General features: G+C 64.8%; 23 protein-coding genes. 10 read left to right on the top strand and 13 right to left on the bottom strand.

Going from position 1 to position 26,321, the window contains the following annotated elements:
- Positions 1–80: 80 nt before the first annotated feature.
- Entirely contained in the window at positions 81–794 is a 714-nt protein-coding gene (locus ACVOLI_RS07890) for a response regulator transcription factor (RefSeq protein WP_057630720.1), read from the bottom strand.
- 165 nt (positions 795–959) lie between these two features.
- On the opposite strand from ACVOLI_RS07890, the gene ACVOLI_RS07885 reads away from it, so the two are divergent.
- On the top strand, positions 960–1,313 hold the full coding sequence (locus ACVOLI_RS07885; RefSeq protein WP_282273039.1) for a DMT family protein: 354 nt from the start codon (positions 960–962) through the stop codon (positions 1,311–1,313).
- A gap of 270 nt (positions 1,314–1,583) precedes the next feature.
- Here the strand turns inward: ACVOLI_RS07885 and ACVOLI_RS07880 are convergent, their stop codons facing one another.
- The 4 genes from ACVOLI_RS07880 to ACVOLI_RS07865 form a co-directional block, all read right to left on the bottom strand.
- Complete coding sequence (locus ACVOLI_RS07880; protein WP_481534167.1) at positions 1,584–2,510, bottom strand: DUF6607 family protein; 927 nt, start codon at positions 2,508–2,510, stop codon at positions 1,584–1,586.
- Between the two features lie 90 nt (positions 2,511–2,600).
- Entirely contained in the window at positions 2,601–4,805 is a 2,205-nt protein-coding gene (locus tag ACVOLI_RS07875) for a TonB-dependent hemoglobin/transferrin/lactoferrin family receptor (RefSeq protein WP_481534166.1), read from the bottom strand.
- 150 nt (positions 4,806–4,955) lie between these two features.
- Positions 4,956–5,150, bottom strand: coding sequence for a hemin uptake protein HemP (gene hemP, locus ACVOLI_RS07870; protein ID WP_303749971.1), 195 nt, complete (start codon positions 5,148–5,150; stop codon positions 4,956–4,958).
- Positions 5,151–5,657: 507 nt separating this feature from the next.
- Complete coding sequence (locus tag ACVOLI_RS07865; RefSeq protein ID WP_481534165.1) at positions 5,658–6,629, bottom strand: potassium channel beta subunit family protein; 972 nt, start codon at positions 6,627–6,629, stop codon at positions 5,658–5,660.
- Between the two features lie 204 nt (positions 6,630–6,833).
- Between ACVOLI_RS07865 and ACVOLI_RS07860 the strand changes: the two genes are divergently transcribed.
- The 3 genes from ACVOLI_RS07860 (at position 6,834) to dusB (ending at position 10,410) form a co-directional block, all read left to right on the top strand.
- Positions 6,834–8,132, top strand: a complete 1,299-nt coding sequence (locus tag ACVOLI_RS07860) for a NupC/NupG family nucleoside CNT transporter (RefSeq protein ID WP_282269936.1) — start codon at positions 6,834–6,836, stop codon at positions 8,130–8,132.
- A gap of 101 nt (positions 8,133–8,233) precedes the next feature.
- A complete protein-coding gene (locus ACVOLI_RS07855; protein WP_481534164.1) occupies positions 8,234–9,184 on the top strand; it encodes a ribokinase in 951 nt (316 codons plus the stop codon).
- Positions 9,185–9,420: 236 nt separating this feature from the next.
- On the top strand, positions 9,421–10,410 hold the full coding sequence (dusB, locus tag ACVOLI_RS07850) for a tRNA dihydrouridine synthase DusB (protein ID WP_481534163.1): 990 nt from the start codon (positions 9,421–9,423) through the stop codon (positions 10,408–10,410).
- 370 nt (positions 10,411–10,780) lie between these two features.
- Here dusB and ACVOLI_RS07845 read toward each other — a convergent pair whose 3' ends face one another.
- Positions 10,781–11,380 (bottom strand): nitroreductase family protein, encoded by a 600-nt coding sequence (locus tag ACVOLI_RS07845; protein ID WP_282269930.1) that lies wholly within the window; start codon positions 11,378–11,380, stop codon positions 10,781–10,783.
- Between the two features lie 355 nt (positions 11,381–11,735).
- Between ACVOLI_RS07845 and ACVOLI_RS07840 the strand changes: the two genes are divergently transcribed.
- Positions 11,736–12,557 carry a methyltransferase domain-containing protein gene (locus ACVOLI_RS07840; RefSeq protein ID WP_296247192.1) on the top strand — a complete coding sequence of 274 codons (822 nt, stop codon included), beginning with the start codon at positions 11,736–11,738 and terminating at the stop codon, positions 12,555–12,557.
- On the opposite strand, the gene ACVOLI_RS07835 is transcribed toward ACVOLI_RS07840, so the two are convergent.
- From ACVOLI_RS07835 to olsF, 7 genes are all read right to left on the bottom strand, one after another.
- Entirely contained in the window at positions 12,551–13,606 is a 1,056-nt protein-coding gene (locus tag ACVOLI_RS07835) for a metal-dependent hydrolase (protein ID WP_481534162.1), read from the bottom strand. The genes ACVOLI_RS07840 and ACVOLI_RS07835 overlap by 7 nt on opposite strands.
- A gap of 28 nt (positions 13,607–13,634) precedes the next feature.
- The gene (locus ACVOLI_RS07830) at positions 13,635–14,747 is read right to left on the bottom strand and encodes an ABC transporter permease (RefSeq protein ID WP_481534161.1); all 1,113 of its coding nucleotides are present in this window, start codon (positions 14,745–14,747) and stop codon (positions 13,635–13,637) included.
- Positions 14,744–15,907, bottom strand: a complete 1,164-nt coding sequence (locus ACVOLI_RS07825) for an ABC transporter permease (protein WP_481534160.1) — start codon at positions 15,905–15,907, stop codon at positions 14,744–14,746. Before ACVOLI_RS07825 ends, ACVOLI_RS07830 begins: the two co-directional genes overlap by 4 nt.
- Positions 15,892–16,902, bottom strand: coding sequence for an HlyD family secretion protein (locus tag ACVOLI_RS07820; protein ID WP_481534159.1), 1,011 nt, complete (start codon positions 16,900–16,902; stop codon positions 15,892–15,894). The genes ACVOLI_RS07825 and ACVOLI_RS07820 overlap by 16 nt, the downstream gene beginning before the upstream one ends.
- Entirely contained in the window at positions 16,899–18,284 is a 1,386-nt protein-coding gene (locus ACVOLI_RS07815; protein WP_481534185.1) for a TolC family protein, read from the bottom strand. Before ACVOLI_RS07815 ends, ACVOLI_RS07820 begins: the two co-directional genes overlap by 4 nt.
- A 66-nt stretch (positions 18,285–18,350) precedes the next feature.
- Positions 18,351–19,154 carry a UDP-2,3-diacylglucosamine diphosphatase gene (locus tag ACVOLI_RS07810; RefSeq protein ID WP_481534158.1) on the bottom strand — a complete coding sequence of 268 codons (804 nt, stop codon included), beginning with the start codon at positions 19,152–19,154 and terminating at the stop codon, positions 18,351–18,353.
- Positions 19,151–20,863: a bifunctional ornithine lipid synthase OlsF gene (gene olsF / locus ACVOLI_RS07805; RefSeq protein WP_481534157.1), complete on the bottom strand. Its 1,713-nt coding sequence runs from the start codon at positions 20,861–20,863 to the stop codon at positions 19,151–19,153. The genes ACVOLI_RS07810 and olsF overlap by 4 nt, the downstream gene beginning before the upstream one ends.
- Before the next feature lie 194 nt (positions 20,864–21,057).
- On the opposite strand from olsF, the gene metK reads away from it, so the two are divergent.
- From metK to ACVOLI_RS07780, 5 genes are all read left to right on the top strand, one after another.
- A complete protein-coding gene (gene metK, locus ACVOLI_RS07800; protein ID WP_296247203.1) occupies positions 21,058–22,293 on the top strand; it encodes a methionine adenosyltransferase in 1,236 nt (411 codons plus the stop codon).
- A gap of 129 nt (positions 22,294–22,422) precedes the next feature.
- Positions 22,423–23,637: a DUF1444 domain-containing protein gene (locus ACVOLI_RS07795; protein WP_481534156.1), complete on the top strand. Its 1,215-nt coding sequence runs from the start codon at positions 22,423–22,425 to the stop codon at positions 23,635–23,637.
- A 491-nt stretch (positions 23,638–24,128) separates the two neighbouring features.
- The gene (locus ACVOLI_RS07790) at positions 24,129–24,683 is read left to right on the top strand and encodes a CDP-alcohol phosphatidyltransferase family protein (RefSeq protein WP_481534155.1); all 555 of its coding nucleotides are present in this window, start codon (positions 24,129–24,131) and stop codon (positions 24,681–24,683) included.
- On the top strand, positions 24,683–25,276 hold the full coding sequence (locus ACVOLI_RS07785) for a lysophospholipid acyltransferase family protein (protein WP_481534154.1): 594 nt from the start codon (positions 24,683–24,685) through the stop codon (positions 25,274–25,276). The genes ACVOLI_RS07790 and ACVOLI_RS07785 overlap by 1 nt, the downstream gene beginning before the upstream one ends.
- Positions 25,277–25,353: 77 nt before the next feature.
- Entirely contained in the window at positions 25,354–26,256 is a 903-nt protein-coding gene (locus tag ACVOLI_RS07780) for a phosphatidate cytidylyltransferase (RefSeq protein WP_481534184.1), read from the top strand.
- The last annotated feature ends 65 nt before the right edge of the window (positions 26,257–26,321 follow it).

Genomic DNA, 26,321 nt, shown 5'->3' with positions numbered 1-26,321 from the left:
GCTGGCTGAAAAAAAACCGCCGCGACTCATGTTCTGCGGCGGTTCTTCAAACCACAGGTGCCAGTACACGCCCCTGCAGATCAGCCCATGGACTGGCCGATGTCGGCAATCCGGTAACCGGCACTCTGCACGGTGTGCAGCAGGGGTCGGTCAAACGGCTTGTCGATGATCTTGCGCAGGTTGTACAGATGGCTGCGCAAGGTGTCCGAGTCGGGTAGGCCATTGCCCCAGATCTCGCGCTCGATTTCCTGGCGGGTCACCACGCGCGGTGATTCGCGCATCAGGATGGTGAGCAGGCGCAGGCCAATCGGCGACAACTGCAGCTCGCTGCCAGCGCGGGTGGCACGCATGCTGACCGGGTCCAGCACCAGGTCGGCGACCTTCAGCACCTCGGCACCCACCTGGCGACGCTCGCGGCGGATCAGCGCACGCAGGCGTGCCTCCAGTTCCTGGATCGCGAATGGTTTGGTCAGGTAATCGTCAGCGCCGTAGCCCAAGCCAGTGAGCTTGTCGTCCAACGTGTCGCGTGCGGTCAGCATCAGCACCGGCGTGGACTTGCGTGCTTCATTACGCAGGCGACGACACACCTCGATGCCGTCCAGTCGCGGCAGCATCAGATCGAGCACCACCACGTCGTAACTGTTCTCAGCGGCCAACCGGTAGCCGTCCAGGCCATCGGCTGCGTAGTCCACCTCGAAACCCTTGCCTTCCAGATATTCGCCAATCATCTCGGAGATGTTGCGGTTGTCTTCGACAACCAGTACCAGCCCGGACGATTCCTTGGTCTGTCGCATGGAGCCTCCTTAGTCTTCAGCTTTGTGAAAGATGCCGTACTCCTGGTGGACTCCGGGTGAAGACGGCTTTACGCCGCCATTGATATCACTTGAAACAAGTCCGGCGAGGACGAGCCCTTGCCCGCCGGCACCCTATGCTAGCGACCCGTCTTGATGAAACTGGATATGGCCGCCCCCTCCTTTACCGCCTACCTCTACCCGGTACTGTTGCTGGTTGCCAGCAACGTATTCATGACCATCGCCTGGTATGGCCACCTGAAGTTCAAGACCGCACCGTTGATGACGGTGATCCTCGTCAGCTGGGGGATTGCCTTCTTCGAATACTGCCTGCAGGTGCCTGGCAACCGCATGGGCAGCGCGGTGTACTCGGCGCCGCAGCTCAAGGGCATGCAGGAAGTGATCACCCTGGTGGTTTTCGCGGTGTTTTCCGCCACCTACCTGGGGCAGCCACTGAAGTGGAACCACTGGGCGGCGTTCGCGCTGATCCTGCTGGCCGCGCTGCTGATGTTCAAGGAATAGGCCCAGAGCGTGTCAGCATGACTGATGTGGGAGCGGCGTCAGCCACGTAGCAGGCCATCCTTCGGATTGCGGACAGCCCCGCAATCACAGCTGCACCGGCTTCGCGGCTGACGCTGCTCCTACCACCGTGTCCTCGCTGGGCCGCCCTGCTCCCTCCCTTTGGCGAAGCCAAGGGGAGGGTTGGGGAGGGGTGGCGCTTAGCCCTGATGCTGCAGCAGCTTCGCGGCTTACGCCACTCCCACAAGATCAAAAAGGCCAGGCAAGGCCAACTTACCTGGCCGCTTCCACGTACTTGGCGAACACCGCATCGATCTTGCCGGTATCCAACGCCGCGCCACCCTGGATTTCCTCGGCCTGCTGGAACAACGGCATGATCATCGCCATGCCATCAAGCTTGGTCTTCAAGTGCACGCCCGGTGCCTTGCCAAGGAAGCCATCCCAACGCTGGCGCACCTGTGCCCAGAACGGCGCTGTGGCAGTCCAGTAGGTACGCGCCGGAGTGAAGTCCACTTCCGTGGTCTTGATGTAGTCGTTGAAACCGAACTCGCGTGCGATCTCCACCTGGCTGCCGTCCGCATTGCGCTGCACCTTGGTGTTGAACTGTTCGTGGGTCCAGCCGTTCGGGGTCAGCGTGTGCTGGTTCACCACCGCCAGCGCGTTGTAGTCGCTGCGCTTGGTGTATTCGCGGCGCGGCAACGGCCGCCAGCTCAGGTCGCTGGTCCAGGTCGGCACATTGTTGTTGTAGCTCCAGCGACCGGTACCGCAATACCGCGGTGCGTCGCTGACTTCGTAGACGCACTGCGTCCATGCGCCCTTGTTGAGTGCCTCCGGAATCGCCCGCACCGTCCAGGTCTGGTCGGCGGTGAACTCGAAACGCTGCGGCGCTTCGTAGACCCAGTCCTGGCGCCAATGCTTGGTGACATGGCCGCTCTTGGTATCCACCAACAGATGCTGCAGCACGATGCGCTGCGGTGTGTCTTCAACCACGATCACCACTTCGTCACCACCGCTGCGCATCGCCGACGCACGTTCGTAACCGGGCTTGAGCAGCACGGTTTCATCGAAGGCGAAGTCCACCGTGTACTCACCCTGCATCTTCAGGATGCTGTCGTGGTCACGGGCGATATCGGCAGTGGCGGCGCTGGCAGCGGTGCTGACGAAAAACAGCAGCGGCAGGCTGGCGGAAAGCAGTTTCATGGGTTTTCCTTGTGCGAATGGAAGGGATGGCCATCCGTGGCCACGATGCGTTCCCTCGCCGGCTCCTGGAGGAACCGCTAACGTCGTTGCTTACCAGGACACCGAGACGCTGGCCGAAACGGTGCGACCCGGGTTGCTGAAGCGATCAATCACGGTGCTGCTGCCGGCCAGCGTCGAGGTGATGCTGGACCAGTCGATGTAGTTGCGATCGGTCAGGTTGAACACGCCGACATTGAACTTGGCGCCCGGCGCGAAGTTCCAATGCGCCATCAGGTCCATCACCCCGTAACCGGCCGGACGGTACGCCGTGGCCACGGCCACGCGATCCTTGCGGCGCGCAAACGTGCCGGCCAGCTCAACGCCCCAGTCATCGCGGTCGTACATCAGACCGAGCGTACCGCGCAGCGGATCCACCGAATCCAGCGGCGTGTCTTCAGTACGGTTCTGCCCATGCGCCCATGCCACCGCGCCGCGCAGCCCCCAGCCCTTCAACGCATCACTGACTTGGCCGAAATCGACACCAGCCTTCAGCTCGGCACCATAGATCCGCGCATCGGCGATGTTCTGCGACTGGAACACCATCAGGCCCTGTGCATTGACGCCGACATAGCGCTGCGATTCGATGAAGTCGCGGTAGTCGTTCCAGTAGCCGCTGACGCTCATGTAAGCGACCGGGCTGACATAGCGCACGCCCAGCTCCACACCATTGCTGGTTTCCGGCTTCAGGTCCGGGTTGGGGATGGCGGTGTAGCCAAACATCAGGTTGGTGAAGCCGAGGTTGACGTCGTTGTACGGCGGCGAACGGAAACCGTGCGCATAGCCGGCAAACACCGACCACTGATCATCGAAGCGCCACACCACGCCCAGCTTCGGCGAGACACTGGTCTTCGTCAGCGAGGCCACTGCCATGTCCGGGTTGTCTTCCCTGAAGATCGTGTCCAGTTCGGGCTTCAGCCGGTAATGGTCCACGCGCAGGCCCGGCACCACTGACAGGCGACCGTCGGCAAGGCGCATTTCATCCTGCACGTAGAGACCGAGTTCGGTGGTCTTGCTGATCGGGAAATCGCGCACCGGGAAGTTGTCCGGCGAGATGTTGGAGCTGACGGTACCGTTGGCCAGCACCTGGTAGCCATCACGCTTCTGGCGGATGTCGGTGACCGCGCCATCGAAGCCCCAGGTCAGCGCATGCGTGACCGAGCCGGTCTCCAAGGCCTTGTTGAATTGCAGCTGCGCACCGTAGACGCGCTGGTCGAAATGGAAGGCGCGATGACGGCGGCTGCCATTGGTCCGGCCTTCGTCGGTGACCTGCTTGGTTTCGCTGTTCTGGCTGTAGATCTGCCAGTTCAGGCTGTCAGCGAATGCAGCATCCAGCGCATCCATTTCATGGGCGAAGGACAGCCGCGTGCGGCTCTGCGTGTCGTGCGCCTTCATGCTGGTGGTGGTGCGCGACGCCGCGACCGGGTGCTTGTCGTTGACCGAGGAGAACACGTCGGTATCGGTGGTGTCCTCGTTGCCTTCCACGGTCAGGCGGAAGCGCTGGCTTTCGTCCGGCGCATATACCAGCTTGGCCAGCACGCTGCGGCCATCGCGATCCTGCGGGTTCGGCGCGGTGCGGGTGTAGTCCTTGCTGCGCACGTCACCCTTGTTGACCGTTTCCTGGCCCTGGTGGTGGTTGACGTTTACCATGCCGCTCCAGCGTTCACCGCCCCACGCTGCGGTTGCACCGGCCAGCAGGCCCTTCCACTCGCCGTCATAGCCGAACTTCAAGCCGACATAGCTGTCCTTGCCATCCTTCAGATAGTCGGTCGGGTCCTTGGTGACGAAAGCGACCACGCCGCCGAGTGCATCAGAACCGTACAAGGAGCTGGCCGGGCCGCGCACGATTTCCACGCGCTTGAGCGTTTCCAGATCGGTGAAGTTGCGGTTGCTGTTGGCGAAGCTGCCGATGTTGAAGCTCTTCGGCATGGCGATGCCGTCGGTCTGGATCAGCACGCGGTTGGCGTCCAGGCCGCGGATGCGGAAGCCACCCAGGCCGAAACGGGTAGCGCTGCGGGTGACCGAAACGCCCGGCTCGTAACGCACCAGGTCGGAAATGTCGTTGGCCAACTGCCTGTCCAACTGCTCGCGATCAATCACATCGACCGTGGCGGCGACGTCACTGACCGCACGCTCGGTACGGGTAGCAGTGACCTGGACGCGGTCGAATTCATGCACAACGGGTGCAGCGACGTTTTCAGCACGCGCCGGAGACAGTACCGCCCACAGGGCAGCACTCAAGACAGTTGGACGGATCATGGAGGCCTGGAATCATGGAGTGAACAAAACCCCTGGCAGACAGCCCGGTTGCCGGAGCAACCAGACTGTAGCCAAGGGGGGAGAGAGCTGTGCGTTCCTGGAAGCCAAGCGCGGCAACGCTGGCTGCGGCGAACGCGGCCGTGCAGCGACTTACTTGGTGAGGATCAGCTTGTCGTTGCTGGTGTGCCGCAGGCGATAGAACTTATCGCCGTGCTGGATCACGATCTCGCGTTGGCCCTTGAGCAGGGCGCCGCTATCGACAACGCCATCGACCGGCAACATCTGGACCGGGCGCTGCGGCAGGTGGAGGGTGCGGGGGCGAAGCATAACGGGCTGGGCCGACATCATCGTGATTCCGTGCTGGGGACGGAGTTGATGATAATGATTCTCAATAACGATGCAAGAACTATTTACAATAACTTTGAAATCCGGCGCCCGGCTGGACAATCCGCCCCGCCCATCGGTAGTGCCGAGCCATGCTCGGCAAGGGCCACACCGGCCCACCATCAACGCTTGTGGGAGCGGCGTAAGCCGCGAAGTTGGCAGCACTGAAGCTACCAACATGCCCGCAACCTGACGGAATCTGTGGCTTCGCGGCTCACGCCGCTCCTACAAAAGCCCGGCTCCTTGTAGTGCCGAGCCATGCTCGGCAAGGGCCTCACCGGCCAAGCATCACACTTGCGGGAGCGGCGTAAGCCGCGAAGCTGGCAGCACTGAAGCTACCAACATGCCCGCAACCTGACGGATCTGTGGCTTCGCGGCTCACGCCGTTCCCACAAACCCCATGAACACGGGGCTGAAAGCCTGCTGGCACGGCGTTGCCGACCATGGCTCGGCATTACACCTCCACTATCAGGCGAAGATCGCCTCGATCTGCTGCCAGGCGCCCTCTTCCACCCTGCCCAGCACGTCCAGCGCGCGCAGGTTCTCTTCCAGCTGCGACACCCGGCTCGCACCGAGGATCACGCTGGACACCTGCGGGTTGCGCAGGCACCAGGCAATCGCCAGCTGCGCCGGCGACTCGCCCAGCTCCGCGGCCAAGGCGGTGAAACGACGCACTTTGCCCAGACGGTCATCGGCCGGCTCGCCCAGCACCGAGGCCTGCAACCAGCCCAGCGTGGTCTGCCCCAGGCGCGAATCCTCGGCGATGCCGTCGTTGTACTTGCCGGTCAGCAGGCCCGAAGCCAGCGGCGACCAGATGGTGGTGCCCAACCCGGCATCGCCATACAGCGGCGCGTACTCCTGCTCCACGCGGGCGCGGTGCAGCAGGTTGTACTGCGGCTGCTCCATGCTCGGCGCATATAGATGGTTGGCGCGGGCAAACGCCACGGCCTCGGCAATCTGCGCGCCCGACCACTCCGAGGTACCCCAGTACAGCACCTTGCCCTGGCGGATCAGGTTGTCCATCGCCAGCACGGTTTCGCTGATCGGGGTTTCCGCGTCCGGTCGGTGGCAGTAGTACAGGTCCAGATAGTCCACCCGCAGGCGCTTGAGCGCGGCGTGGCAGGCATCGGTGACATGCTTGCGCGAGAGCCCGCGCTGGGTCGGCGCCGGCTCATCGACCGCGCCAAAGAACACCTTGGACGACACGCAGAAGCCATCCCGCGGCAGGCGCAGGTCGGCGATCACATCCCCCATCACCTCCTCGGCGCGGCCCTTGGCATAGACCTCGGCGTTGTCGAAGAAATTGACCCCGTTGTCCCAGGCGCAGGCAATCAGGTTGCGCGATTCGTCGCGCCCGATCTGGCTGCCAAAGGTCACCCAGGCACCAAATGACAGGGTGGACAGCTGCAGGCCGGACGACCCGAGACGACGGTATTGCATGGCTGGCTCCAACTAGGGGACGGTGCGCGGCATCCGCGCAGACAGGCCACAAGTGTAACCCCGGCTGCGCACCGGACCGCCCTGCAGACCTTGCCGATACCGGCGCAATCCCAGCAAATACCGGCTTATGCCGGAGATATTCTTGCCCGGCATCAGCCGCTGCTCTAGGCTTGCGTCTTTTGCGGGCACGCCCGGGGATTACTCATGTTCGAAGGTTTGGGCAGAATCGGCTTCGGCCTGTTCGGCCTGGCGGTGCTTTTGGGCATCACCTGGCTCTTTTCCAATAACAAGAAAGCCGTTGACTGGAAGCTGGTTGCCACCGGCATCACCCTGCAGATCGCGTTTGCGGCGCTGGTGCTGCTGGTTCCGGGCGGCCGTGACGTGTTCGACTGGCTGGGCAAGGGCTTCGTCAAGATCCTGAGCTTCGTCAATGAAGGCTCGAACTTCATCTTCGGCAGCCTGATGGATGTGCCCAAGTACGGCTTCATCTTCGCCTTCCAGGTGCTGCCGACCATCATCTTCTTCTCGGCGCTGATGGGCGTGATGTACCACCTGGGTGTGATGCAGGCCATCGTGCGGGTCATGGCTGCGGCCATCACCAAGGTGATGCGCGTGTCCGGCGCGGAAACCACCAGCGTCTGCGCCAGCGTCTTCATCGGCCAGACCGAGGCGCCGCTGACCGTGCGCCCCTACATCTCCAAAATGACCCAGTCCGAGCTGATCACCATGATGATCGGCGGCATGGCGCATATCGCTGGCGGCGTATTGGCTGCCTATGTCGGCATGCTCGGTGGTGGTGATCCTGCCTCGCAGGCCTTCTACGCCAAGCATCTGCTGGCCGCCTCGATCATGGCCGCACCGGCCACGCTGGTGGTCGCCAAGCTGCTGGTGCCGGAGACCGGCACCCCGCTGACCCGCGGCACGGTCAAGATGGAAGTGGAAAAGACCTCGTCCAACATCATCGACGCTGCCGCAGCCGGCGCTGGCGACGGTCTGCGCCTGGCACTGAACATCGGCGCCATGCTGCTGGCCTTCATCGCCCTGATCGCCCTGCTCAATGCGCCACTGACCTGGATCGGTGACGTCACCGGCCTGGCCGCCGCCATCGGCAAGCCGACCAACCTGGCCACCATCTTCGGCTACGTGCTGGCACCGATCGCCTGGGTGATCGGCACGCCGTGGGCTGACGCCACCACCGTGGGTTCGCTGATTGGCCAGAAGGTCGTGATCAACGAATTTGTCGCCTACATGGACCTGTCGCAGATCATCCAGGGCAACGTTCCTGGCACCACCTTGAGCGAAGAAGGCCGCCTGATCGCGACCTACGCCCTGTGTGGCTTCGCCAACTTCAGCTCGATCGCCATCCAGATCGGCGGCATCGGCGGGCTGGCCCCGGACCGTCGCCAGGACCTGGCAAAGTTCGGCCTGCGTGCGGTTCTGGGCGGCACCATCGCCACCTTGATGACCGCCACCATTGCCGGCGTGCTGACCCACTTCAGTTGATTCAATCCAGCTGATACGGCTCGGCCGCTACAAAGCGGCCGAGTCAGATGGCCAAGCCATCGCAGCTGCTGTTTCATCGCCACCTTAGAGACAAAGATTCCATGAGTTCTGTAGTCGTTGCCGGTTCCTTCAATGTCGATCACGTCTGGCGCTGCGATGCCCTGCCCGCGCCGGGAGCGACCATTGCTGGCCGTTACAGCACCGGTCCCGGTGGCAAGGGCTTCAACCAGGCCGTCGCGGCACGCCGCGCTGGTGCCGACACCAGCTTCGTCTGCGCGCTCGGCGCCGATGCTGGCGGCGACCTCGCCCGCCAGCTGGCCAGCGCCGACGGCATCACGCTGGTGGCCGAAGCCACCGCCGAGCCGACCGGCACCGCTGGCATCTACGTCGATGGCCGTGGCCGCAACTCGATCGTGATCGGCGCCGGTGCCAACGCCTCGCTGAGCACGGACTTCGTTGCCGCCAACGCCGCCCTGATCGGTGATGCCAAAGTGTTGCTGGCCCAGTTGGAATCGCCGGTGGAAACGATCGAAGCCGCGTTGGCGCAGGCCCGCGAGGCCGGCGTACTGACCATGCTCAACGCCGCCCCGGCCAATGCCCCGTCCACCATCAGCCTGCTCAAGCTGGCCGATGTGCTGACCCCCAACGAAACCGAGTTTGCCGCCCTGCTCGGCCGCCATGTCGGCGAACGCATCGAGGCCGATGACGTCGCCGCCCTTGACGGTGCCAGCCTGCACGCCCTGTGCCGCAAGCTGTCCAGCAACACCGTGGTGGTGACGCTGGGTGCGGTTGGCGTGTTCGTTTCGCACGATGAGGACAAGCTGCGCAGCGATAGCCAGCCGTACTACCGGGTGGCTGCCGAGTCGGTGCAGGTGGTGGACACCACCGGTGCCGGCGACGCATTCAACGGCGCCCTCGCCGCCTCGCTGGCGGCCGCACCGGACGCTGCCTTCATCAAGCACGTGCGCTTCGCCAACCAGTACGCCGCCCGCTCCACCGAGAACGAAGGCGCAGCGCTGGCGATGCCGCGGATGACCCCGGCCGACGTCTGAGCCTATGGCTTTGCCCCCTCCCTTGCGCAGCAGGGGAGGGTTGGGGAGGGGTAAGCGCTCTGGCCTTTCAAGCACTCCCGGTTTCGCGCCGTTGCTCCCTCCCTTTGCCTTAGGCAAGGAGAGGGTTGGGGAGGGGTTGGCTCTTAAGCCTTTCACGCATTGCCAGCTTCGCGGCTTACGCCGCTCCCACATCTCCACACAGCGCGGGTTGCGACCCGCAGCCTTACACTAGCCCCATGCAGATCGGCCCCTACACCATTGCACCCAACGTGGTGCTCGCGCCCATGGCCGGCGTCACCGACAAGCCATTCCGCCAGCTGTGCAAACGGCTCGGTGCGGGTCTGGCCGCCTCGGAAATGACCATCAGCGACCCGCGCTTCTGGACCACCCGCAAGTCCATCCATCGCATGGACCATGCCGGTGAACCGGCGCCGATCAGCGTGCAGATCGCCGGCACCGAGCCGCAGCAGCTGGCCGAGGCCGCGCGCTACAACGTCGACCACGGCGCGCAGATCATCGACATCAACATGGGCTGCCCGGCCAAGAAGGTCTGCAACGCCTGGGCCGGTTCGGCGCTGATGCGCGACGAAGCGCTGGTGGCACGCATTCTCGAATCCGTGGTCAATGCCGTCGATGTGCCAGTGACACTGAAAATCCGCACCGGCTGGTGCGCCGAGGTGCGTAACGCACCGACCATCGCGCATATCGCCGAAGACAGCGGCATCGCCGCGCTGGCCATCCATGGCCGCACCCGCGACCAGCATTACACCGGCGTGGCCGAGTACGAGACCATCGCCGCGATCAAGGCGATGCTGAAGATCCCGGTATTGGCCAATGGCGATGTGGATTCACCGCGCAAGGCCGAGCAGGTGCTCAAGCTGACCGGCGCCGATGCGGTGATGGTGGGCCGCGCCGCCCAGGGTCGGCCGTGGATCTTCCGTGAGATCGCCCATTACCTGGCTACCGGCGAGGAACTGCCGCCGCCGTCTGTGGAAGAGGTCCGCGACATCCTGCTGGGTCACCTCAACGACCTGCACGCCTTCTACGGCGAACCGCAGGGCGTGCGCATCGCCCGCAAGCACCTGGGCTGGTACGCAAAGGACCGCCCGGAGAATGCCGCGTTCCGCGCGGTGGTCAACGCCGCGGAAACCGCCGACGCGCAGATCCGGCTGACCCGTGACTATTTCGATGCGCTGGTGGCGGGCGAAACGGCGTACGCGCTGTAGAACTGAACCATGCTCGGCTGGGGTGTTACCGACAATCTGTCAGATTGTGCATGGAGCCCCTCCTGTAGAGCCGAGCCATGCTCGGCTGGGGCCTTACCGACGATCTGGCGGATTATGCATGGAGCCTCTGCCGAGCATGGCTCGGCACTACGCAACCTGCTTCTGCCCGATCGTGCATACAGCCCTTGTAGAGCCGAGCCATGCTCGGCTGGGGCCGTACCGACGATCTGTCAGATTGTGCATGAGGCCTCTGCCGAGCATGGCTCGGCACTACAAAAAAGCCCACCAGCTTGCGCTGGCGGGCCCGTTCGACTGTCAGCGGCGCGCGGGGGAGAGAACCGCGCCACTGCAATTCAGCCGAATACCTTGATCAGGCAAATACCTTGAAGCGCGCTTCGTCTTCCATGAAGGTCTTTTCACCGAACGGGGCTTCATTCGAGCCGAACGGCATCTGCGCACGCAGCTGCCAGTTGCCATGGATGCCCCACTGCCTGCGCACGGCTTCGTCCACCAACGGGTTGTAATGCTGCAGGCTGGCGCCGACACCGGCCTCGGCCAGTGCGGTCCACACCGCGAACTGCGCCATGCCGTTGGACTGCTCCGCCCACACCGGGAAATTGTCGGCGTACAGGGCGAACTGCTCCTGCAGGCCCTTCACCACGTCGGTGTCGGTGAAATACAGCACCGTGCCAGCGCCGGCGGCAAAGCTGTTGATCTTGCCTTCGGTGGCCGCAAACGCCTCTGCCGGTACGATCTTGCGCAGCTCTTCCTTGGTCAGGTCCCAGAACTTCTGGCTGTGGTCGCCGAACAGGATCAGCGCGCGGGTGGACTGCGAGTTGAACGAAGACGGCGCCTCGCGCACTGCCTGCTTGATCAACTGGATGGTGTCGTCCTGGCTGATCGGCAGCTGCTTGCCGAGGGCGTACTGGGAGCGGCGCTTCTTGTACAGGGAGATGGCTTGGCTGTTCATGATCGTTTCCTTCAGGGGGAAGCAGCCCGGCAACACCGCCGGTCTTTGCTTGATGGCGTCCATTGTATTTGCCAACAAATTCGGAACAATTACTTAAATTCCAATAATTCGTTTCATTTTCAGAACAAATGCCTGGGCGGCTTTACAGGCCCCCTTCAAGCCAGGCCCAAGCGCTCACCAAACCCTCATTCCAGATCGGCCACTTCTCAGAACCAACAGCTATATGCGGCCCGCACCCGCAAACCCGCGCCCTGCCGACATTGCTGCTGGCACCGCAATGCTGGGTTCCGTTACGCATGCGCCGCGGTAACACCGGCTGGCGATACTGGGCGGATCACTGCACGACGCTGTTTCCATGACTCTCAACGACTTCCCCTACCTGCATGGCTTCTCGGCAAACGAACAGGAGCGGCTGCGCAAGCAGGCACGCCTGTTCGAACCGGCGATCTTCCATGACATCGACTTCCGCAACTCCCGCCACATCCTCGAAGTAGGCAGCGGCGTCGGTGCGCAGAGCGAGATCCTGCTGCGCCGCTTCCCCGAGCTGCGGGTCACCGGCATCGACCTCAACGAGCGCCAGCTGGCTGCCGCCAACGCGCATCTGGCACAGATGCCGTGGCTGCAGGAGCGCGTCGAGTTCCAGCGCGCCAATGCCACCGACCTGCCGTTCGAACCGCGCAGCTTCGACGGCGCCTTCCTGTGCTGGGTGTTGGAGCACGTCCCCTCGCCCGCGCGCGCGCTGGCCGAAGTGCGGCGGGTGCTGAGCCCGGGCTCGCCGGTATTCGTCACCGAGGTGATGAACGCCTCGTTCCTGCTTGACCCCTACTCGCCCAACCTCTGGCGCTACTGGATGGCGTTCAACGATTTCCAGATCGACAGCGGTGGCGACCCGTTCGTCGGCGCCAAGCTCGGCAACCTGCTGCTGGCCGGCGGCTTCCGCGATGTGCAGACGCAGACCAAGACCGTGCACCTGGACAACCGCGAACCAGCGCGGCGCAAGGTGATGTTCGCGCTGTGGGAAGAACTGCTGCTGTCAGCGGCCGAGCAACTGCTGGAAGCCGGCAAGGTCGACCAGGCCACGGTGGATGGCATGCGCGCCGAGTTCACCCAGGTGCAGAACGACCCCAATGCGGTGTTCTTCTATTCCTTCGTGCAGGCCCGCGCCACGGTCTACTGAGTTGCGGCGGGGCCGGTTGCCACCGGCGCACGCCAGATACGCTGCCACACCAGCGCCAAGCGCTGCTTCAGCACATCACGATTGCCGGCCTGCCGATAGGCCGGCATCACCTGCCGTGGCGGCATCGCCTGCCACTGGCCATCGCGCTCGCTGGCAACGGCGAAGTTGAAGTTGTAATCCGGCTCCAGCCCCATGCGCAGATCGCTGAGCACCAGCTCGCCATCGACCACCTGTGCACGCATGAAGCCGTGGTTGAACCAGTCCAGTCGCTGCACCGCAGGCACTTCGGCGGCCTGCCGCAGCGCCTGCACATTCGAGGGGTAGCCCTGGAACTGCATCGGCCCGTGATCGGCCCATAGCGAACGATCACCGACCACATAGCCCTGCGGCGTCATCGCCACTACCCGCCACAGCAAGGTGTTGAACGGCATCGGCACCGAGAAGCGCGGCGCATCGGCCAGGCCCATATGCGCCAGTGACTGCGCGGCCAGCCGATCCACCTGCGCCTTGGCGATCAACGACCAGCCCAGATAACCGGAACTCAACACCAGGCCCGCCACCAGCGCGCGTTGCGCCAACGGCCGGGCACGCGCGAACCAGGCAATGCCGCAGGCGATCAACAACCAGATCGTATACAGCGGATCGATGATGAAGACGCTGGACCACATCGTCGGTGGCGGCGTCAGCGGCCACCACAGCTGCGTGCCGTAAACAGTGAAGGCGTCCAGCAATGGATGCGTCACCAGCGCCAGCACCATCGCCCACCACCAGCGCACCGGCGCCTGGGCAACGCGGCCATGGCCGAAACGCTTGTACAACCACCAGATCAAGGTGCCCAGCAAGGGCAGCACGAACAGCGAATGGCTGAAGCTGCGGTGCACCGTCATCAGGCTCACCGGGTTGTCGGTGAAGGCCATGATCGCCAAGCCGTCCAGATCGGGCAGCGTTGCCAAAGCGGCGCCTGCAAGCAAGGCGGCGCGGCGATGGGCGGCGGGGGTGATGGCGGCGGCGATCGCACCACCGAGAACGATCTGGCTGAGGGAATCCATGCGCCGATGCTAGCAGCCAACGCGGCGCTCAGCGCCGTCTTCGGCCATGCAGCCGCCACAGCATCAGGCCGCCGTACAGCAGCGCCAGCAACAGCAGATTGAGCAGCTCGCCAGCTATCTCCGGCAAGCGCGCACCCAACTGCTGGGTGCGGACGATGGCATTGATGCCCGCGGTGGTCGGCAGCAACTTGGCCAATGCCACCAGGGCTGGCGGCGAGGCGATGGCCGGCCAGGACAGGTTGGACAGGAAGAACAACGGGATCGACACCGCGGTGACGTACTGGAACGCACGCTCGCGGGTATCGAAGAAGCTGGCGATGAACATCCCGAATGGCACCGTCGCCAGCGCGAACAGCAGCACCGCCAACAACATTCCCGGGATATTGCCGCCGCGCGGATAATCCTGCGCCCAGGCAGTGAAGCCGACGTAGTACAGCAGCCCGCAAACCGCCACCACGACGAAAGCCAGCGCCATGCCGGACAAGGTCGGCAGGTCGAACTGCAGGCGCCGGCCCAGCTGCGCGCGGCGACTGCCCAGCAGTACGCCGATGCCGAGCAGCAGGGTCTGGTGCACGATCAATTCCGATACGCCGGGCACCACGCTGCTGCCATAGCCTTCGCGGGTGTTGTACAGCGGCCGCTGCACCAGTTGCAGCGGCGCTGCCTGCGGCGCGCCCATGAACGCCGCCTGGCGCACCGCCTGCTGGCGACCAAAGCCGGTGATGCCCTCGGCCAGCCCGTTGAGGATGGTGCTGGCCCGGCTCAGGTAGGCACCGTTGCCCAGCAACACCAGTTGACCGCTGCCGCCACGCAGGATGTCGCGCTCCAGCCGCTGCGGGATCAGCACGATGCCATCCACTTCGCCGCGCAGCAGTTGCTGTTTGGCCTGGGCCAGATCCGGCGGCTGGCTGACCACCCGCACCGCCAGCAGTGCGTCCACATGCCGGATCAGCTCGCGGCTGCTGGCGCTGTGGTCCGCATCCACCACCGCGATCGGCAGGTCACTGGCGACCTGGTGGCGATACGCCGCCGGGTAGAAGAACGAGTACAGCAGCACCGCCCCTATCATCACCGCGCGCGCGGCCGGGTCGGCGAACATCGCCTGCAAGGCGCTCCGGAAGCCCGCTCCGAAGCCGCTCATGCGCGCACCTGCTGTCGTGCCGTGCGCAGCAGCAGGCAGGCCGCCAAGCCGCCGGCCACCACGCTCATCAACAGCAGTACCGCCAGCGGCCGCAGCGATACTTGCCAAGGCGCGCCCATGAACAACTGCTGCATCTGCACCTGCACATAGGCGGTGAGCGGCAGCAGCATGTTCCAGACGCGGGTGAACAACGGCGCCTCGATCACCGGGAAGGTGGCACCGGAAAACGCCAGCGCGGTGCCAATCGTCAGACCCACCGCAGACAGCCCCGTGCAGGTGTCGCGGGTCACGGCGATGAACAACAGCGCGAAACTGCAGCAGGCCAGGTAGAACAGCGGCTGCGCCAGCAGCATCAGCCACAGACTGCCGGCCACGCCGTCACCGCGCACATAGGCCAGATACAGCAGGCCCAGCGCGCCATACAGCGAGAACAGCGCGACATACGGAAACAGCTTGCCGGCCATCGCCGCCCACGGCCGTTGCTGCAACCAGCCGCCGAGCAGGCCATCGCGCTGCTCGCGCCCAACCGCGGCACCGGCCGCGAGCGCGGCCAGCAGGGACAGCATGGCCGGGAAGATCAGCGGCAGCAGGAACAATTCATAGCTGCGCGCCGGGTTGTACAGCACCGTCGCCTGCACCGTCACCGGCGGCCCACGCAGTTTTGCCGGGCCAACCTGCAGCGCGATCTGCTGCTTGAGCATGCGCGCGTTGTAGGCGCTCACCGCGTCGCCGATATCGCGCCCGGCCGATTGCCCGGTCGCCATGTAGGTGGCGTTGTAGAACGCGTAGACCGGTACGGTTTCGCCACGCAGCGCGCGCCGGCTCAGGTCGCGTGGCACCAGCACGATGGCAAACACTTCCAGCGCCCGCAGCTGCGCCTGCGCCTGCTGCAGCGACGCCGGCTGGCTTGCCACCCGCACGCCGGGGCTGTCATCGATGGCGCGTGCCAGGCCGCGACTGGTCGGGCTGTGGTCCAGGTCAACCAGGGCGATCGGCACCTGCCGCAGCACCGAGCCCGAGAACAGCCACATCATCAGCGCCATCAGCAGCAATGGCAGCACCGTCACCAACGCCAGCTCCCAGCGGTCACTGCGCCAGTGCTGCAACTCGCGCCGCAGCGAGGCGGCGAAGGTACCGGCAGATGTCAGTCCTGCGGCCATGCAAACAGCACGCTCATGCCCGGCCGGAATCCTTCGATTGCCTGCTGTGGCCGCGCCCGCACCTCAAAGCTGCGCACGTCATAGCCGGACGACTGCCGCGTGCTGCGCCAGGTGGCGTAGTCACCGGCCGGATTGATGAAGTAGACCTCGAACGCCGCACTGCGGTCCTGCAACGCCGGAATCGTGCCCTGCAGGCGGGCGCCGGGCTTGAGCCCGTTCATCTGGTCCTCGCGCAGGTTCAGTGCCACCCACATGTGGTCGATATCGACCAGGGTGAAGACCGGATAGCCGGCTGGCACCAGCTCGCCGATATCGGCCATGCGCTTGCCGACCTCACCCGCCAGCGGCGCGCGGCCCTGGGTTTCCTGCCGCGCCGCATCGACCTCGGCCTTGGCGCCCTCCGCCTGCCGCACCTGTGCCAGTGCCGCGTCCTTGTCCTGCACCCGTGCACCGGCAAGGGCAAGGTCGTACTGCGCGCGGGCAGCGCGGGTCAGTTCGTTGGCGCTGCGCGCCTGCGCCTGTGCTTCGTCGCGCTTCTGCCGGCTCACCACGCCTTCGGCATAAAGATTGTCGAGCCGGCGGAAGGTGCTGGTCGCAAGCTCGGCGCCGGCCTGTGCGCGCTTCCAGTTGGCTTCGGCGGCGCGGATATCCTCGCTGCGTGCACCCTCCTCGGCCTTGGACGCCATCGCCGCCGCTGCAGCCACCACCGCGTCAGCCTGGCGCTCCTTGGCGGCGACTTCAGGGCTATCGAGATCGAACAGCACCTGCCCGGCGGTGACCCGGTCGCCTTCGCGCACATGCAACTGCTGCAGGCGCGCGGTGACCTTGGCGGCGACGTTGACGTTGTCGGCATCGGCCATGCCCTGCACCTGGTCCGGTGGGCTGCGCAAGCCCAGCCACAGGCCGACTGCCACCAGCACCAGCAACACCACGCCGGCAATCAGGAACACGCGGCGTTGCCGCGGATTGGTCTCCACCTGCAGCGAATCGCTCATTCCAGCACCTTGTCCGCACGTTGGCGGTAGTCGTCAAAACGTTGCAGCTGCCCGCTCACTTCCAGCAGCTGCGCCAGCGCCACGTCGAATTGATAGGCAGCCTGTGCACGCTCCACCTGCGCCCCGCCCAGGCCGAGCCGCGCGTCGATCACATCCAGCGAGGTGGACTGGCCTTCGCGGAACGACAGCTCCTGCAGGCGCAGGTTTTCCTGCGCCTGGGCGATGCTGCTGTCGAGCAGCTGGAACTGCGCGCGGGCGGTCTCCAGCTCGTTCCAGGCCTTGCCGACGCCGAGCTGCAACTGGTTCTCCACCTCGCTCAGCCCCGACTGTGCCTGCTCCAACTGCGCACGTGCAGCACTGACCTGCAGCGGCCGCGCCGTCGGCGACAGGAAGGTATAGCGCAGGCCGATACCGAATGCCCAGTCGGCGTCGGTCAACAACGCATCACGACGGCGCAGGTCGTACTGGCCGAACAGGTAGATCTGCGGCTTGAGCTTGGCCTGCTGCGCACGCACGCCCTGCTCGGCCTGCGCGGTCAACGCGCGCAAGCGACCAACCTGCGGATGCCGCTGCTGGGCACTGCGTTCGAATTCCTCGCGCGCACCGACCGGGCCATTGATCACGAACAGCGGCGACGTAGTCGCAACCGTGCCGCCACTGCGCAGCAAGGTGGCCAGCGCCTGCTGCAGGGTGGACAGATCGTTGACGGCCTTCTGGTATTCGCGCTCGGCCTTGTCGCGGGCGACGTTGGCCTGCAGCCGTTGCGCCTTGGTGGCAAAACCCTCGCGTTCGAGCTTCTGCGCATCTTCGAGGTGCCGCTGCAGACCGTCACGCACGTCACGGCGCACTTGTACCGCCTGCTCGGCCAACTGCTGGCCGAAGTAAGCCTGCACCAGCTGCAGCGACAAGGACTGCCGCTGCAGTTCGCGATCGGCCTGGGCCAGTTCGCTGGCGGCCTGTGCAGCCCCCTGCGCGGCCGGGATCAAGCCACCGCTGTACAAGGGCACGCTGGCAGTAACAATGGGACGTGTACGCCAGTCGCGCTCGCCGAACTCCAGCGGTGACTCGATGCCAAAGGCCTCGGCCACCGGTGCCAACGAACCCAGCGGCAGGTTCAAGGTCTTCTGGAACTGCATGCGGCGCACGTCGGCGGTGACTTCCGGCAGCCGCAGGTAGCGGCTGGCATCCTGCAGGTCCAGCTTGTTGCGCACCCCGGCATCGGCGGCGGCCAGCGCATCAGACACCTGCTCCAGGCGCTGCCGCGCCTGCTCATAGCTCAACGCCGGCACCGTCTCCGAGGCTGCTGCCGGCGGCGCCAGCAGCATCCACAGCACACACAACCCTATCGCGACCGATGCTGGTTGCTTGCCTGCCACCCCGATACTCCCTGTTCGTTGGCTGGACCCAGCATAGCCGCCCAACGGGTGAGGAAGAAGTCAGCCGGGCAATCAGGCCGCCTGCGCCTGCCGCAGGCTTCCCGGCAAACAGGCCAGGCTGCGGCCGGAATGATCGAGCAGGCGCAGGCTGCCATCGGGGTCTTCGGCCAGCGCGGTCAGGCTTTCTACCCAGTCGCCGTCGTTGGCATAAATAAGGCCATCGCGCTCGACCAGCGCCGCGCGGTGGATATGCCCGCAGATGATGCCGTCCAGGCCGCGCCGGCGTACGTCGGCCAGCCCAGCCTGCACGAAGCGCTCGATATAGCGCTCAGCCGCGCCGCTTTGGCGCTTGAGGAACTCCGACAGCGACCAGTAGCGCAGGCCAAGCCGGCGCCGCGCGGCGTTGAACAGGCGGTTGCCGGTGAGGATGCGGTAGTACAGCCAGTCACCAAAGCGTTCCTGCAGCCCACCGAAATGGGTGGCGCCGTCGTAGTCATCACCATGCACGACCAACAGGCGCCGGCCATCGACGGTGGTGTGGATGGCGCGGCGCCGCACCTGCATGGCCGGCAGCATCAAACCGCAGGTGCGCCGCAGTGGTGCATCGTGGTTGCCGGGGATGTAGATGATCTCGGTGCCGGCGCGACGCAGTGCATGCAGCGCTTCGATCACCTCGTTGTGTGCCTGCTGCCAGGTTGCGCGCTTATGCGAAAGCCACCATAGATCGACGATGTCGCCGACCAGATACAGACGTTCGCAACGCAGGCTGGTGAGGAAGCGAGCCAGTTCGGCCGCATGGCAATGGCGCGCACCCAGATGCGTGTCGGAGATGAACACTGCGCGCCGGTGCAGCGGCAGCACCGGCACCGCACTCATGCCGTTGCTCCGGCATCACGCAGATAGCGTTTGCGTTTGTGCGGGCGGATGGCCTGCAGGTCCACCTCGATCAGGCCGTCGATGGAATCGCTGAAATCCGGATCGACACCGAACGCGAGGAAACGTGCGCCACCGGGTTCGCACAGATCGGTGTACTGCCGGTACAAGGTCGGCACGCTGGTGCCCAGCGTCGCCAGGTTGGCCTTGAGCACATCGAACGCGGCCTGCGTATCCAGCTCACCGAAACTCGGTGGCGCGGCGAAGTACTGGAAGGGCCGGTTCGACTCGGCCAGGCTGCGGCCGGCGCCGTAGTACTGCTGGTAATAGGCCACCAGCTGCTCGCGCGCCTCGCGCGGCAGTGCGGCGCTGATCGACACCGCGCCAAACAGATAGCGCACCCCCGGCTGGCTAGCGAGGTAGGCGCCGATGCCCTGCCACAGGTAGTCCAGGCTGCGGCTACCCCAGTAGTCGGGCACCACGAAGCTGCGGCCCAGCTCCATGCCCTCGGCGATGCGCGGGATGGCATCGTCCGAGTAGCGGAACAGGCTGGCGGTATACAGGCCCTGCAGGCCACTGCGCGCCAAGGCCGGTGCGCCGCGCATCACCCGGTAGGCACCGGCGATGCGCTGAGCGGGCGCGTCCCAGACCACGATGTGCTGGTAGAGCGGGTCGAAGTCATCCAGGTCCCGGCTGCGGCCGGTGCCCTCGCCCACTTGGCGGAAGGTCAGCTCACGCAGCCGACCCAGCTCCAGCAGCAAGGGTGAGTTGGCGGCGCAGTGGGCCAGGCGGATCTGCTTGCCGTCGCTGGTCTGGCCGAGCAGCTCAGTCGTGTCGATGGCAGCGGCGACATCGGCCACAGCTACCGGCTCGGCCAGCGGCTGCGGGCCGTCCTCGCGCAACTCGGCGTTCTGCTGCTCCCTGCCCAGCGCGTACAGCGCGTCGCGCACCGCCTGCAGCTGCCGCGCCGGGTCCTGCTGCGCGTCCAGCCGCATCAGCTGGCCGATCTGCAGGCGCAGCGGGCGCTTGCGGCGGGCAAACATCTCCCGCGCCAGCAAGGCGGTACCTGCAGGCTTGAACAGCGCCGAGGCGCCGTAGAACAGGGCCGAGTTACGCGCCTGCACCCGCACCGGCAGCACCGGCGTGTCGCAGGCGCGGGCGAAACGGACGAAACCGCGGTTCCAGCGGCCGTCGCGGATACCCTGCAGCGACAGCCGCGAGACCTCACCGGCCGGGAACACGATCACGCACTGCTCCGCCTGCAGCGCCTGTTCCACCGCCTGCAGGCTGGCCCGCTGGGCACGGCCGCCGAGGATGCGAACCGGCAGCAGCAGCTCACGCAACGGCTCCAGCTCCAGCAGCATGTCGTTGGCGATGATCCGTACGTCGTTGCGGACCCGGCCCACCGCGTCCAGCAAGGCCAGCGCATCCAGCGCCCCGGACGGGTGGTTGGCGACGATCAGCAGGCGGCCGCTGGCCGGAATCCGCGTCAGCGCCGCCGCATCCACCGCATAGCCGGCGTCCAGGAAGCCCAGCGCGGCGCTGACGAAGGCGAAGCCCTGCAACCCGGCACTGCGCTGCAGGAAGGCGTCCATCTGGTCGAAACGTGACCAGCGCCCCACTGTGCGCAGCAGCGGCTGGGCCAGGTGGCGGCGCGGGCCGTGGAACCAATCGGGATAGCGTTGCTGCAGGCGCTGCGCGATCTGTTGCATGGCAAGGTCTCCCTGTCGGCCCATTGGCCGGGAGCCTGCGCCCGCTACAAGGCAGGCTGGTTGCGGTTTTGCGGCAATCCGGTGACCGTGCCTTAACCGGATGGCAACAGACACTTCGGCACTATTCCGTCAAGGTGCCGACCGTGTATGATGCGCGCCCATCTTTCCATCCGAATCAAGGGATATATAGCCCGATGTCCAGCTACCTGTTCACCTCCGAATCGGTCTCCGAAGGCCATCCGGACAAGATTGCCGACCAGATCTCCGATGCGGTGCTGGACGCGATCCTGGCCCAGGACAAGCGCGCCCGCGTGGCCTGCGAAACCCTGGTCAAGACCGGTGCGGCGATTGTCGCCGGCGAAGTGACCACCTCGGCGTGGGTCGATATCGAAGAACTGACCCGCAACGTCATCAACGAGATCGGCTACGACAACTCCAATGTCGGCTTCGACGGCCACACCTGCGCCATCATCAACATGCTGGGCAAGCAGTCGCCCGACATTGCTGCCGGCGTTGACGGCACCAACAAGAAGGCCAAGAAGCCGGAAGAGCAAGGCGCTGGTGACCAGGGCCTGATGTTCGGCTATGCCTGCAACGAAGCCCCGGAATTCATGCCGGCACCGATCTACTACTCGCACCGCCTGGTCGAGCAGCAGGCCAAGGTCCGCAAGAAGAAGAACTCGCCGTTGCCGTGGCTGCGCCCGGACGCCAAGAGCCAGGTGACCCTGCGTTACGGCCAGGACGGCAAGATCGAAGGTCTGGACGCGGTTGTGCTGTCGACCCAGCACGATCCGGGCGTGAAGCAGAAGGACCTGGTCGAGGCCGTGCGCGAGCACATCCTCAAGCCGGTGCTGCCGAAGGCATGGCTGGACAAGCTGCCGAAGAACAAGGTGCACATCAACCCGACCGGCATCTTCGTGATCGGCGGCCCGGTGGGCGATTGCGGCCTGACCGGTCGCAAGATCATCGTCGACACCTACGGCGGCATGGCCCGTCACGGTGGCGGTGCGTTCTCCGGCAAGGACCCGTCCAAGGTTGACCGTTCGGCTGCTTACGCTGCCCGTTACGTCGCCAAGAACGTGGTTGCCGCTGGCCTGGCCGACAAGTGCGAAGTGCAGGTCTCCTACGCCATCGGCGTGGCCGAGCCGACCTCGATCTCGGTCACCACCTTCGGCACCGGCAAGATCCCGGACGCACAGATCGAGAAGCTGATCCGCGCCCACTTCGACCTGCGTCCGTACGGCATCATCAAGATGCTGGACCTGATCCACCCGATGTACCAGCAGACCGCTGCCTACGGCCACTTCGGCCGCAAGCCGAAGGAATTCTCGTACGTCGACGGCGACGGCAAGACCCAGAACGCAACCGCGTTCTCCTGGGAAAACACCGACCGTGCCGAAGCCCTGCGCAAGGCTGCAAAGCTGAAGTAAGTTCAGCGGCAGGTAAAAGCACTACCCGGACGGGCCGCGCAAGCGGCCCGTCTGCTTTTTGTACAACCGCGCTTGCCAAGCACCGACGTGCCCGCACACCATTGCCCTGCATACACAGGGAGCGTTGGCATGTTTTCAGAATTTTTCGGCAATCTCTTCAAAGACAAGCCCGACCCGGACCGGTTTGCCCGCAAGTTCATCGACGCGGTGCGCAACAATGGTTACCCGCATGAACTGGAGTACGAGGCGGATACCTTCCGCATCCGCCATGCCAACGGTTCCTACTTCAACCTGCACAACGCCTACCACGCCTATCTCGGCGCCCCGCGCGGGCAGCAACGCAAGGCATTGCTGGCCTTCAGCAGCTTGCTTGGCGTCCACGAAAAAGATGACGCGATGAGCTGGGAGCAGGCCCGGCCCTTGCTGCGCCCCTTGATCCGCAGCATCACCCAGTTGGAGGAGATCAACCTGCATCATGCCGAACAGGATGGTTGGGACGCTCCCCCGATGCAGCTCAAGTACCGCCGCCTGAGCGAGGAATGCGTCGAGCTGCTGGCGGTAGACCACCCCGACCATACCGCCACCCTCACCCGCGGCCCGGAAGAAGCCTGGGGCGTGGATTTCGACCAGGCCTTGAGCATCGCTCGCAGCAATCTGCGGGAAAGCCCTGATGAGCCCTTCGTCGAGGTGCTGCCCGGCGTCTATCAGGCCGCATGGGGTGATGCCTATGACAGCAGCCGCGCACTGCTGCCTGATCTGCTGCATCGGGTGCCGGTCGCCGGGCTGCCGGTGTTCATGCTGGCTACCCGCGACGTATTGCTGGTCACCGGCGAAGGCGACCTGCAGGGGCAGGCGCAGATGCTGGAGTTGGCCGCCAATGCGTTTGCCGATGGGCGTGTGATCTCCTGGGAGGTGCTGCGCTACGACGACGGCCAGTTGCATGCACACGTGCTGGCGGATGCGGGCCTGCGTGAGCGACAGCGGCAACTGCGGCTGGAACTCGACGCCGAGGCCTACGCGTTGCAGAAACAGTTGTTGGAACGCGTGCACCAGAAGCATGAAGAAGATGTATTTGTTGCCACTTTCATGGTCCATAACGAAGACCGGGTTTCGCTGTGCGCCTGGACTGATGGGGTGGCGAGCTCACTTCCACGCACCGACCGATTGGTTCTGGTGATGCCTGTGGATGGCGGGGAAGCCGAGACCCTGATGGTTGATTGGGAGCAGGCGCAACCCGTCCTCGGCCACCTGCTGCGTGAAGACCCCCGGCACATCCACCCGCCGCGCTATCTCACGCTTGGTTTCCCAGATGCAGAGACGCGCGCGCGACTGCAGGCGATCTGAGCTGGTTTCCCGCGCTGATAGCGTTTGAGCAAAGAAGGCTGCCTGCGAGGGCAGCTTCTTTTTTGGCTTTGGCTGTTGCTTTTGCTTTAGCCCTTCTCCCGCCTGCGGGAGAAGGGTTGGGATGAGGGCAGCTTTGGCTTTGGCTTTGGCGTTGGCGTTGGCTCTCGATCCAGCAAAAGCCAAAGCCCCAAAAGCCACCTCATCCGCCCTCCGGGCACCTTCTCCCGCAGGCGGGAGAAGGGACAGCAAACAGCAACTGCCAAAGCGACCGCAAAAGCCACAGCCAAAACCAGAGCCAGAGCCAAAAGCCAAAGCAGAAGCCGAGCCCAGAGCCGCTCTCAAAGCCCTCCGACAGCCCCACCTCAGCAGCCCCGCGCCCTCCTCCCTGTTCCCCATTACGACCAATGCACTACCATCGGCTCATGGGAAAGGAAGACCGTAGACCAATTGCCGCCCGTTCCACCGGCTGGGCTCGCGCCCTCAGCGCCGCGTTGGCACGCTCCTCAATCACACCGAACCAGATTTCGGTACTCAGCATCTTCTTTGCTGCAGGTGGCGCAGCTGCGCTGTTGTATTGGCCCGGCATACCCGGGCTGATCGCCTGCGCCGTCGGCGTCCAACTGCGCCTGATCTGCAACCTGCTTGATGGCATGGTGGCAATGGAAGGTGGCAAACAGACACCTACCGGCGCGCTCTACAACGAATACCCGGACCGCATCGCCGACTCGCTGCTGATCATCGCGCTCGGCCATGCCGCCGGCATGCCCTGGCTGGGCTGGCTTGGCGCATTGCTGGCCGCGCTCACCGCCTATGTGCGCCTGTCCGGTGCCAGCCTTGGTCTGGCCCAGGACTTCCGCGGGCCGATGGCCAAGCAACACCGCATGTTCGTGCTCACCGCAGCCTGCGTGCTGGCCATCATCGAGCAGCTGAGCACGCACACGCATTACGCATTGCCTGCCGCCGCCATCATCATCGCCGCCGGCTCGCTGTTGACCTGCATCACCCGCACCCGTGGCATCGCCACGCAGCTCAAGGCAGGCAGCTGATGCTCTCCAGCCTGCTGGTCGCCGCGGTCAAGATCTTCATTGGTGCCTACCCGCGCTGGGTCGGCAGCCGCCCCAACGACACCCAGCGCATTTACTTCGCCAACCACGCCAGTCATCTGGATACGGTGGCGTTGTGGTCGGCGCTGCCGCCAGCCCTGCGCGAGCACACCCGCCCAGTCGCCGCGCGCGATTACTGGAGCAAGGGCGTGCGCAAGCTCATCGCCGACAAGGGCTTCAACGCAGTGCTGATCGAACGAGACCGCAGCAAATGCGAAGGCGATCCACTGCAGCCTTTGCATGACGCGCTGGACGCAGGTGATTCATTGATCCTGTTCCCGGAAGGCACCCGCAACCACGAACCGTTGCCACAGCCGTTCAAGGCCGGCCTGTTCCATCTGGCCCAGCAGTACCCGCATGTGGAGCTGGTACCGGTGTATCTGGACAATGCTCGTCGTGCGCTGCCCAAGGGCAGCATGGTGCCGGTGCCGCTGGTATGTACGGCACGCTTCGGCGCACCGCTCACCCGCGTCCCCGGTGAAGACAAGGCGCAGTTCCTGGAACGCGCACGCAACGCGGTGGTGGAGCTGGCATGAACAACGTTTTCCAACAATTGCCGCTGGGCAGTTTCCTGCAGCAGGCCATCGAGCGCGCGCCACCCAGCTTCTGGTGGATGATCGGCGGCGTATTCGGCGTGCTGATACTCGCCAGCTCGATCGGCTTCATCCTCGGCCGGATCAAGCCGGGCTCGGTGGTCGACAACCTCAACGCGCGCATCCGTGCGTGGTGGGTGATGGCCGCCGTCCTGCTGTTCTGCTTCGTGCTCGGCAAGATCGCCACGCTGGTGTTCTTCGGCCTGCTGTCGTTCTTCGCATTGCGCGAGTTCATCTCGCTGACGCCGACGCGCCGTGGCGATCACCTGGCGCTGTGCCTGTGCTTCTACATCGCTATCCCGTTGCAGTACTGGCTGATCGGCATCGACTGGTACGGCCTGTTCGTCATGTGCATCCCGGTGTACGGCTTCCTCGCCTTGCCGGCGGTATCGGCACTGTCTGGTGACACCGAGAACTTCCTGGAGCGCAACACCAAGATCCAGTGGGGCGTGATGCTCACCGTGTTCTGCCTCAGCCATGCGCCGGCACTGATGCTGCTGCGTATTCCCGGCTACGAAGGGCAGAACCTGATGCTGCTGTTCTACCTGCTGCTGGTGGTACAGCTCAGCGACGTGCTGCAGTACGTGTTCGGCAAGCTGTTCGGCAAACACCTGCTCGCCCCCTTGGTCAGCCCGTCGAAGACAGTTGAAGGCCTGGTCGGTGGCGGTATGGCGGCGACCGGCGTGGGCGCGGCGCTGTGGTGGATCACCCCGTTCTCACCACTGCAGTCGGCGGCACTGTCGCTGCTGATCGTGATCTGCGGCTTCCTTGGCGGACTGGCGCTGTCGGCGGTGAAGCGCAGCCTCGGCGCCAAGGACTGGGGCGAGATGATCGAAGGCCATGGTGGCATCCTGGACCGACTGGATTCGGTGGTGTTCTCCGCGCCGGTGTTCTTCCACGTGGTGCGCTACAACTTCCAGTAAGGCCCTGTAGTGCCGAGCCATGCTCGGCAGGGGCATTCCCGGTAAAGCCCCCTGCCGAGCATGGT

The sequence above is a fragment of the Stenotrophomonas sp. STEN029 genome, assembly GCF_056760015.1.
This window is presented reverse-complemented; position numbering and strand designations above follow the sequence as displayed.

Coding starts and splice junctions, on each gene's coding strand:
- ACVOLI_RS07890 (WP_057630720.1), bottom strand. CDS start 794: ATGCGACAGACCAAGGAATCGTCCGGGCTGGTACTGGTTGTCGAAGAC.
- ACVOLI_RS07885 (WP_282273039.1), top strand. CDS start 960: ATGGCCGCCCCCTCCTTTACCGCCTACCTCTACCCGGTACTGTTGCTG.
- ACVOLI_RS07880 (WP_481534167.1), bottom strand. CDS start 2,510: ATGAAACTGCTTTCCGCCAGCCTGCCGCTGCTGTTTTTCGTCAGCACC.
- ACVOLI_RS07875 (WP_481534166.1), bottom strand. CDS start 4,805: ATGATCCGTCCAACTGTCTTGAGTGCTGCCCTGTGGGCGGTACTGTCT.
- hemP (WP_303749971.1), bottom strand. CDS start 5,150: ATGTCGGCCCAGCCCGTTATGCTTCGCCCCCGCACCCTCCACCTGCCG.
- ACVOLI_RS07865 (WP_481534165.1), bottom strand. CDS start 6,629: ATGCAATACCGTCGTCTCGGGTCGTCCGGCCTGCAGCTGTCCACCCTG.
- ACVOLI_RS07860 (WP_282269936.1), top strand. CDS start 6,834: ATGTTCGAAGGTTTGGGCAGAATCGGCTTCGGCCTGTTCGGCCTGGCG.
- ACVOLI_RS07855 (WP_481534164.1), top strand. CDS start 8,234: ATGAGTTCTGTAGTCGTTGCCGGTTCCTTCAATGTCGATCACGTCTGG.
- dusB (WP_481534163.1), top strand. CDS start 9,421: ATGCAGATCGGCCCCTACACCATTGCACCCAACGTGGTGCTCGCGCCC.
- ACVOLI_RS07845 (WP_282269930.1), bottom strand. CDS start 11,380: ATGAACAGCCAAGCCATCTCCCTGTACAAGAAGCGCCGCTCCCAGTAC.
- ACVOLI_RS07840 (WP_296247192.1), top strand. CDS start 11,736: ATGACTCTCAACGACTTCCCCTACCTGCATGGCTTCTCGGCAAACGAA.
- ACVOLI_RS07835 (WP_481534162.1), bottom strand. CDS start 13,606: ATGGATTCCCTCAGCCAGATCGTTCTCGGTGGTGCGATCGCCGCCGCC.
- ACVOLI_RS07830 (WP_481534161.1), bottom strand. CDS start 14,747: ATGAGCGGCTTCGGAGCGGGCTTCCGGAGCGCCTTGCAGGCGATGTTC.
- ACVOLI_RS07825 (WP_481534160.1), bottom strand. CDS start 15,907: ATGGCCGCAGGACTGACATCTGCCGGTACCTTCGCCGCCTCGCTGCGG.
- ACVOLI_RS07820 (WP_481534159.1), bottom strand. CDS start 16,902: ATGAGCGATTCGCTGCAGGTGGAGACCAATCCGCGGCAACGCCGCGTG.
- ACVOLI_RS07810 (WP_481534158.1), bottom strand. CDS start 19,154: ATGAGTGCGGTGCCGGTGCTGCCGCTGCACCGGCGCGCAGTGTTCATC.
- olsF (WP_481534157.1), bottom strand. CDS start 20,863: ATGCAACAGATCGCGCAGCGCCTGCAGCAACGCTATCCCGATTGGTTC.
- metK (WP_296247203.1), top strand. CDS start 21,058: ATGTCCAGCTACCTGTTCACCTCCGAATCGGTCTCCGAAGGCCATCCG.
- ACVOLI_RS07795 (WP_481534156.1), top strand. CDS start 22,423: ATGTTTTCAGAATTTTTCGGCAATCTCTTCAAAGACAAGCCCGACCCG.
- ACVOLI_RS07785 (WP_481534154.1), top strand. CDS start 24,683: ATGCTCTCCAGCCTGCTGGTCGCCGCGGTCAAGATCTTCATTGGTGCC.
- ACVOLI_RS07780 (WP_481534184.1), top strand. CDS start 25,354: ATGATCGGCGGCGTATTCGGCGTGCTGATACTCGCCAGCTCGATCGGC.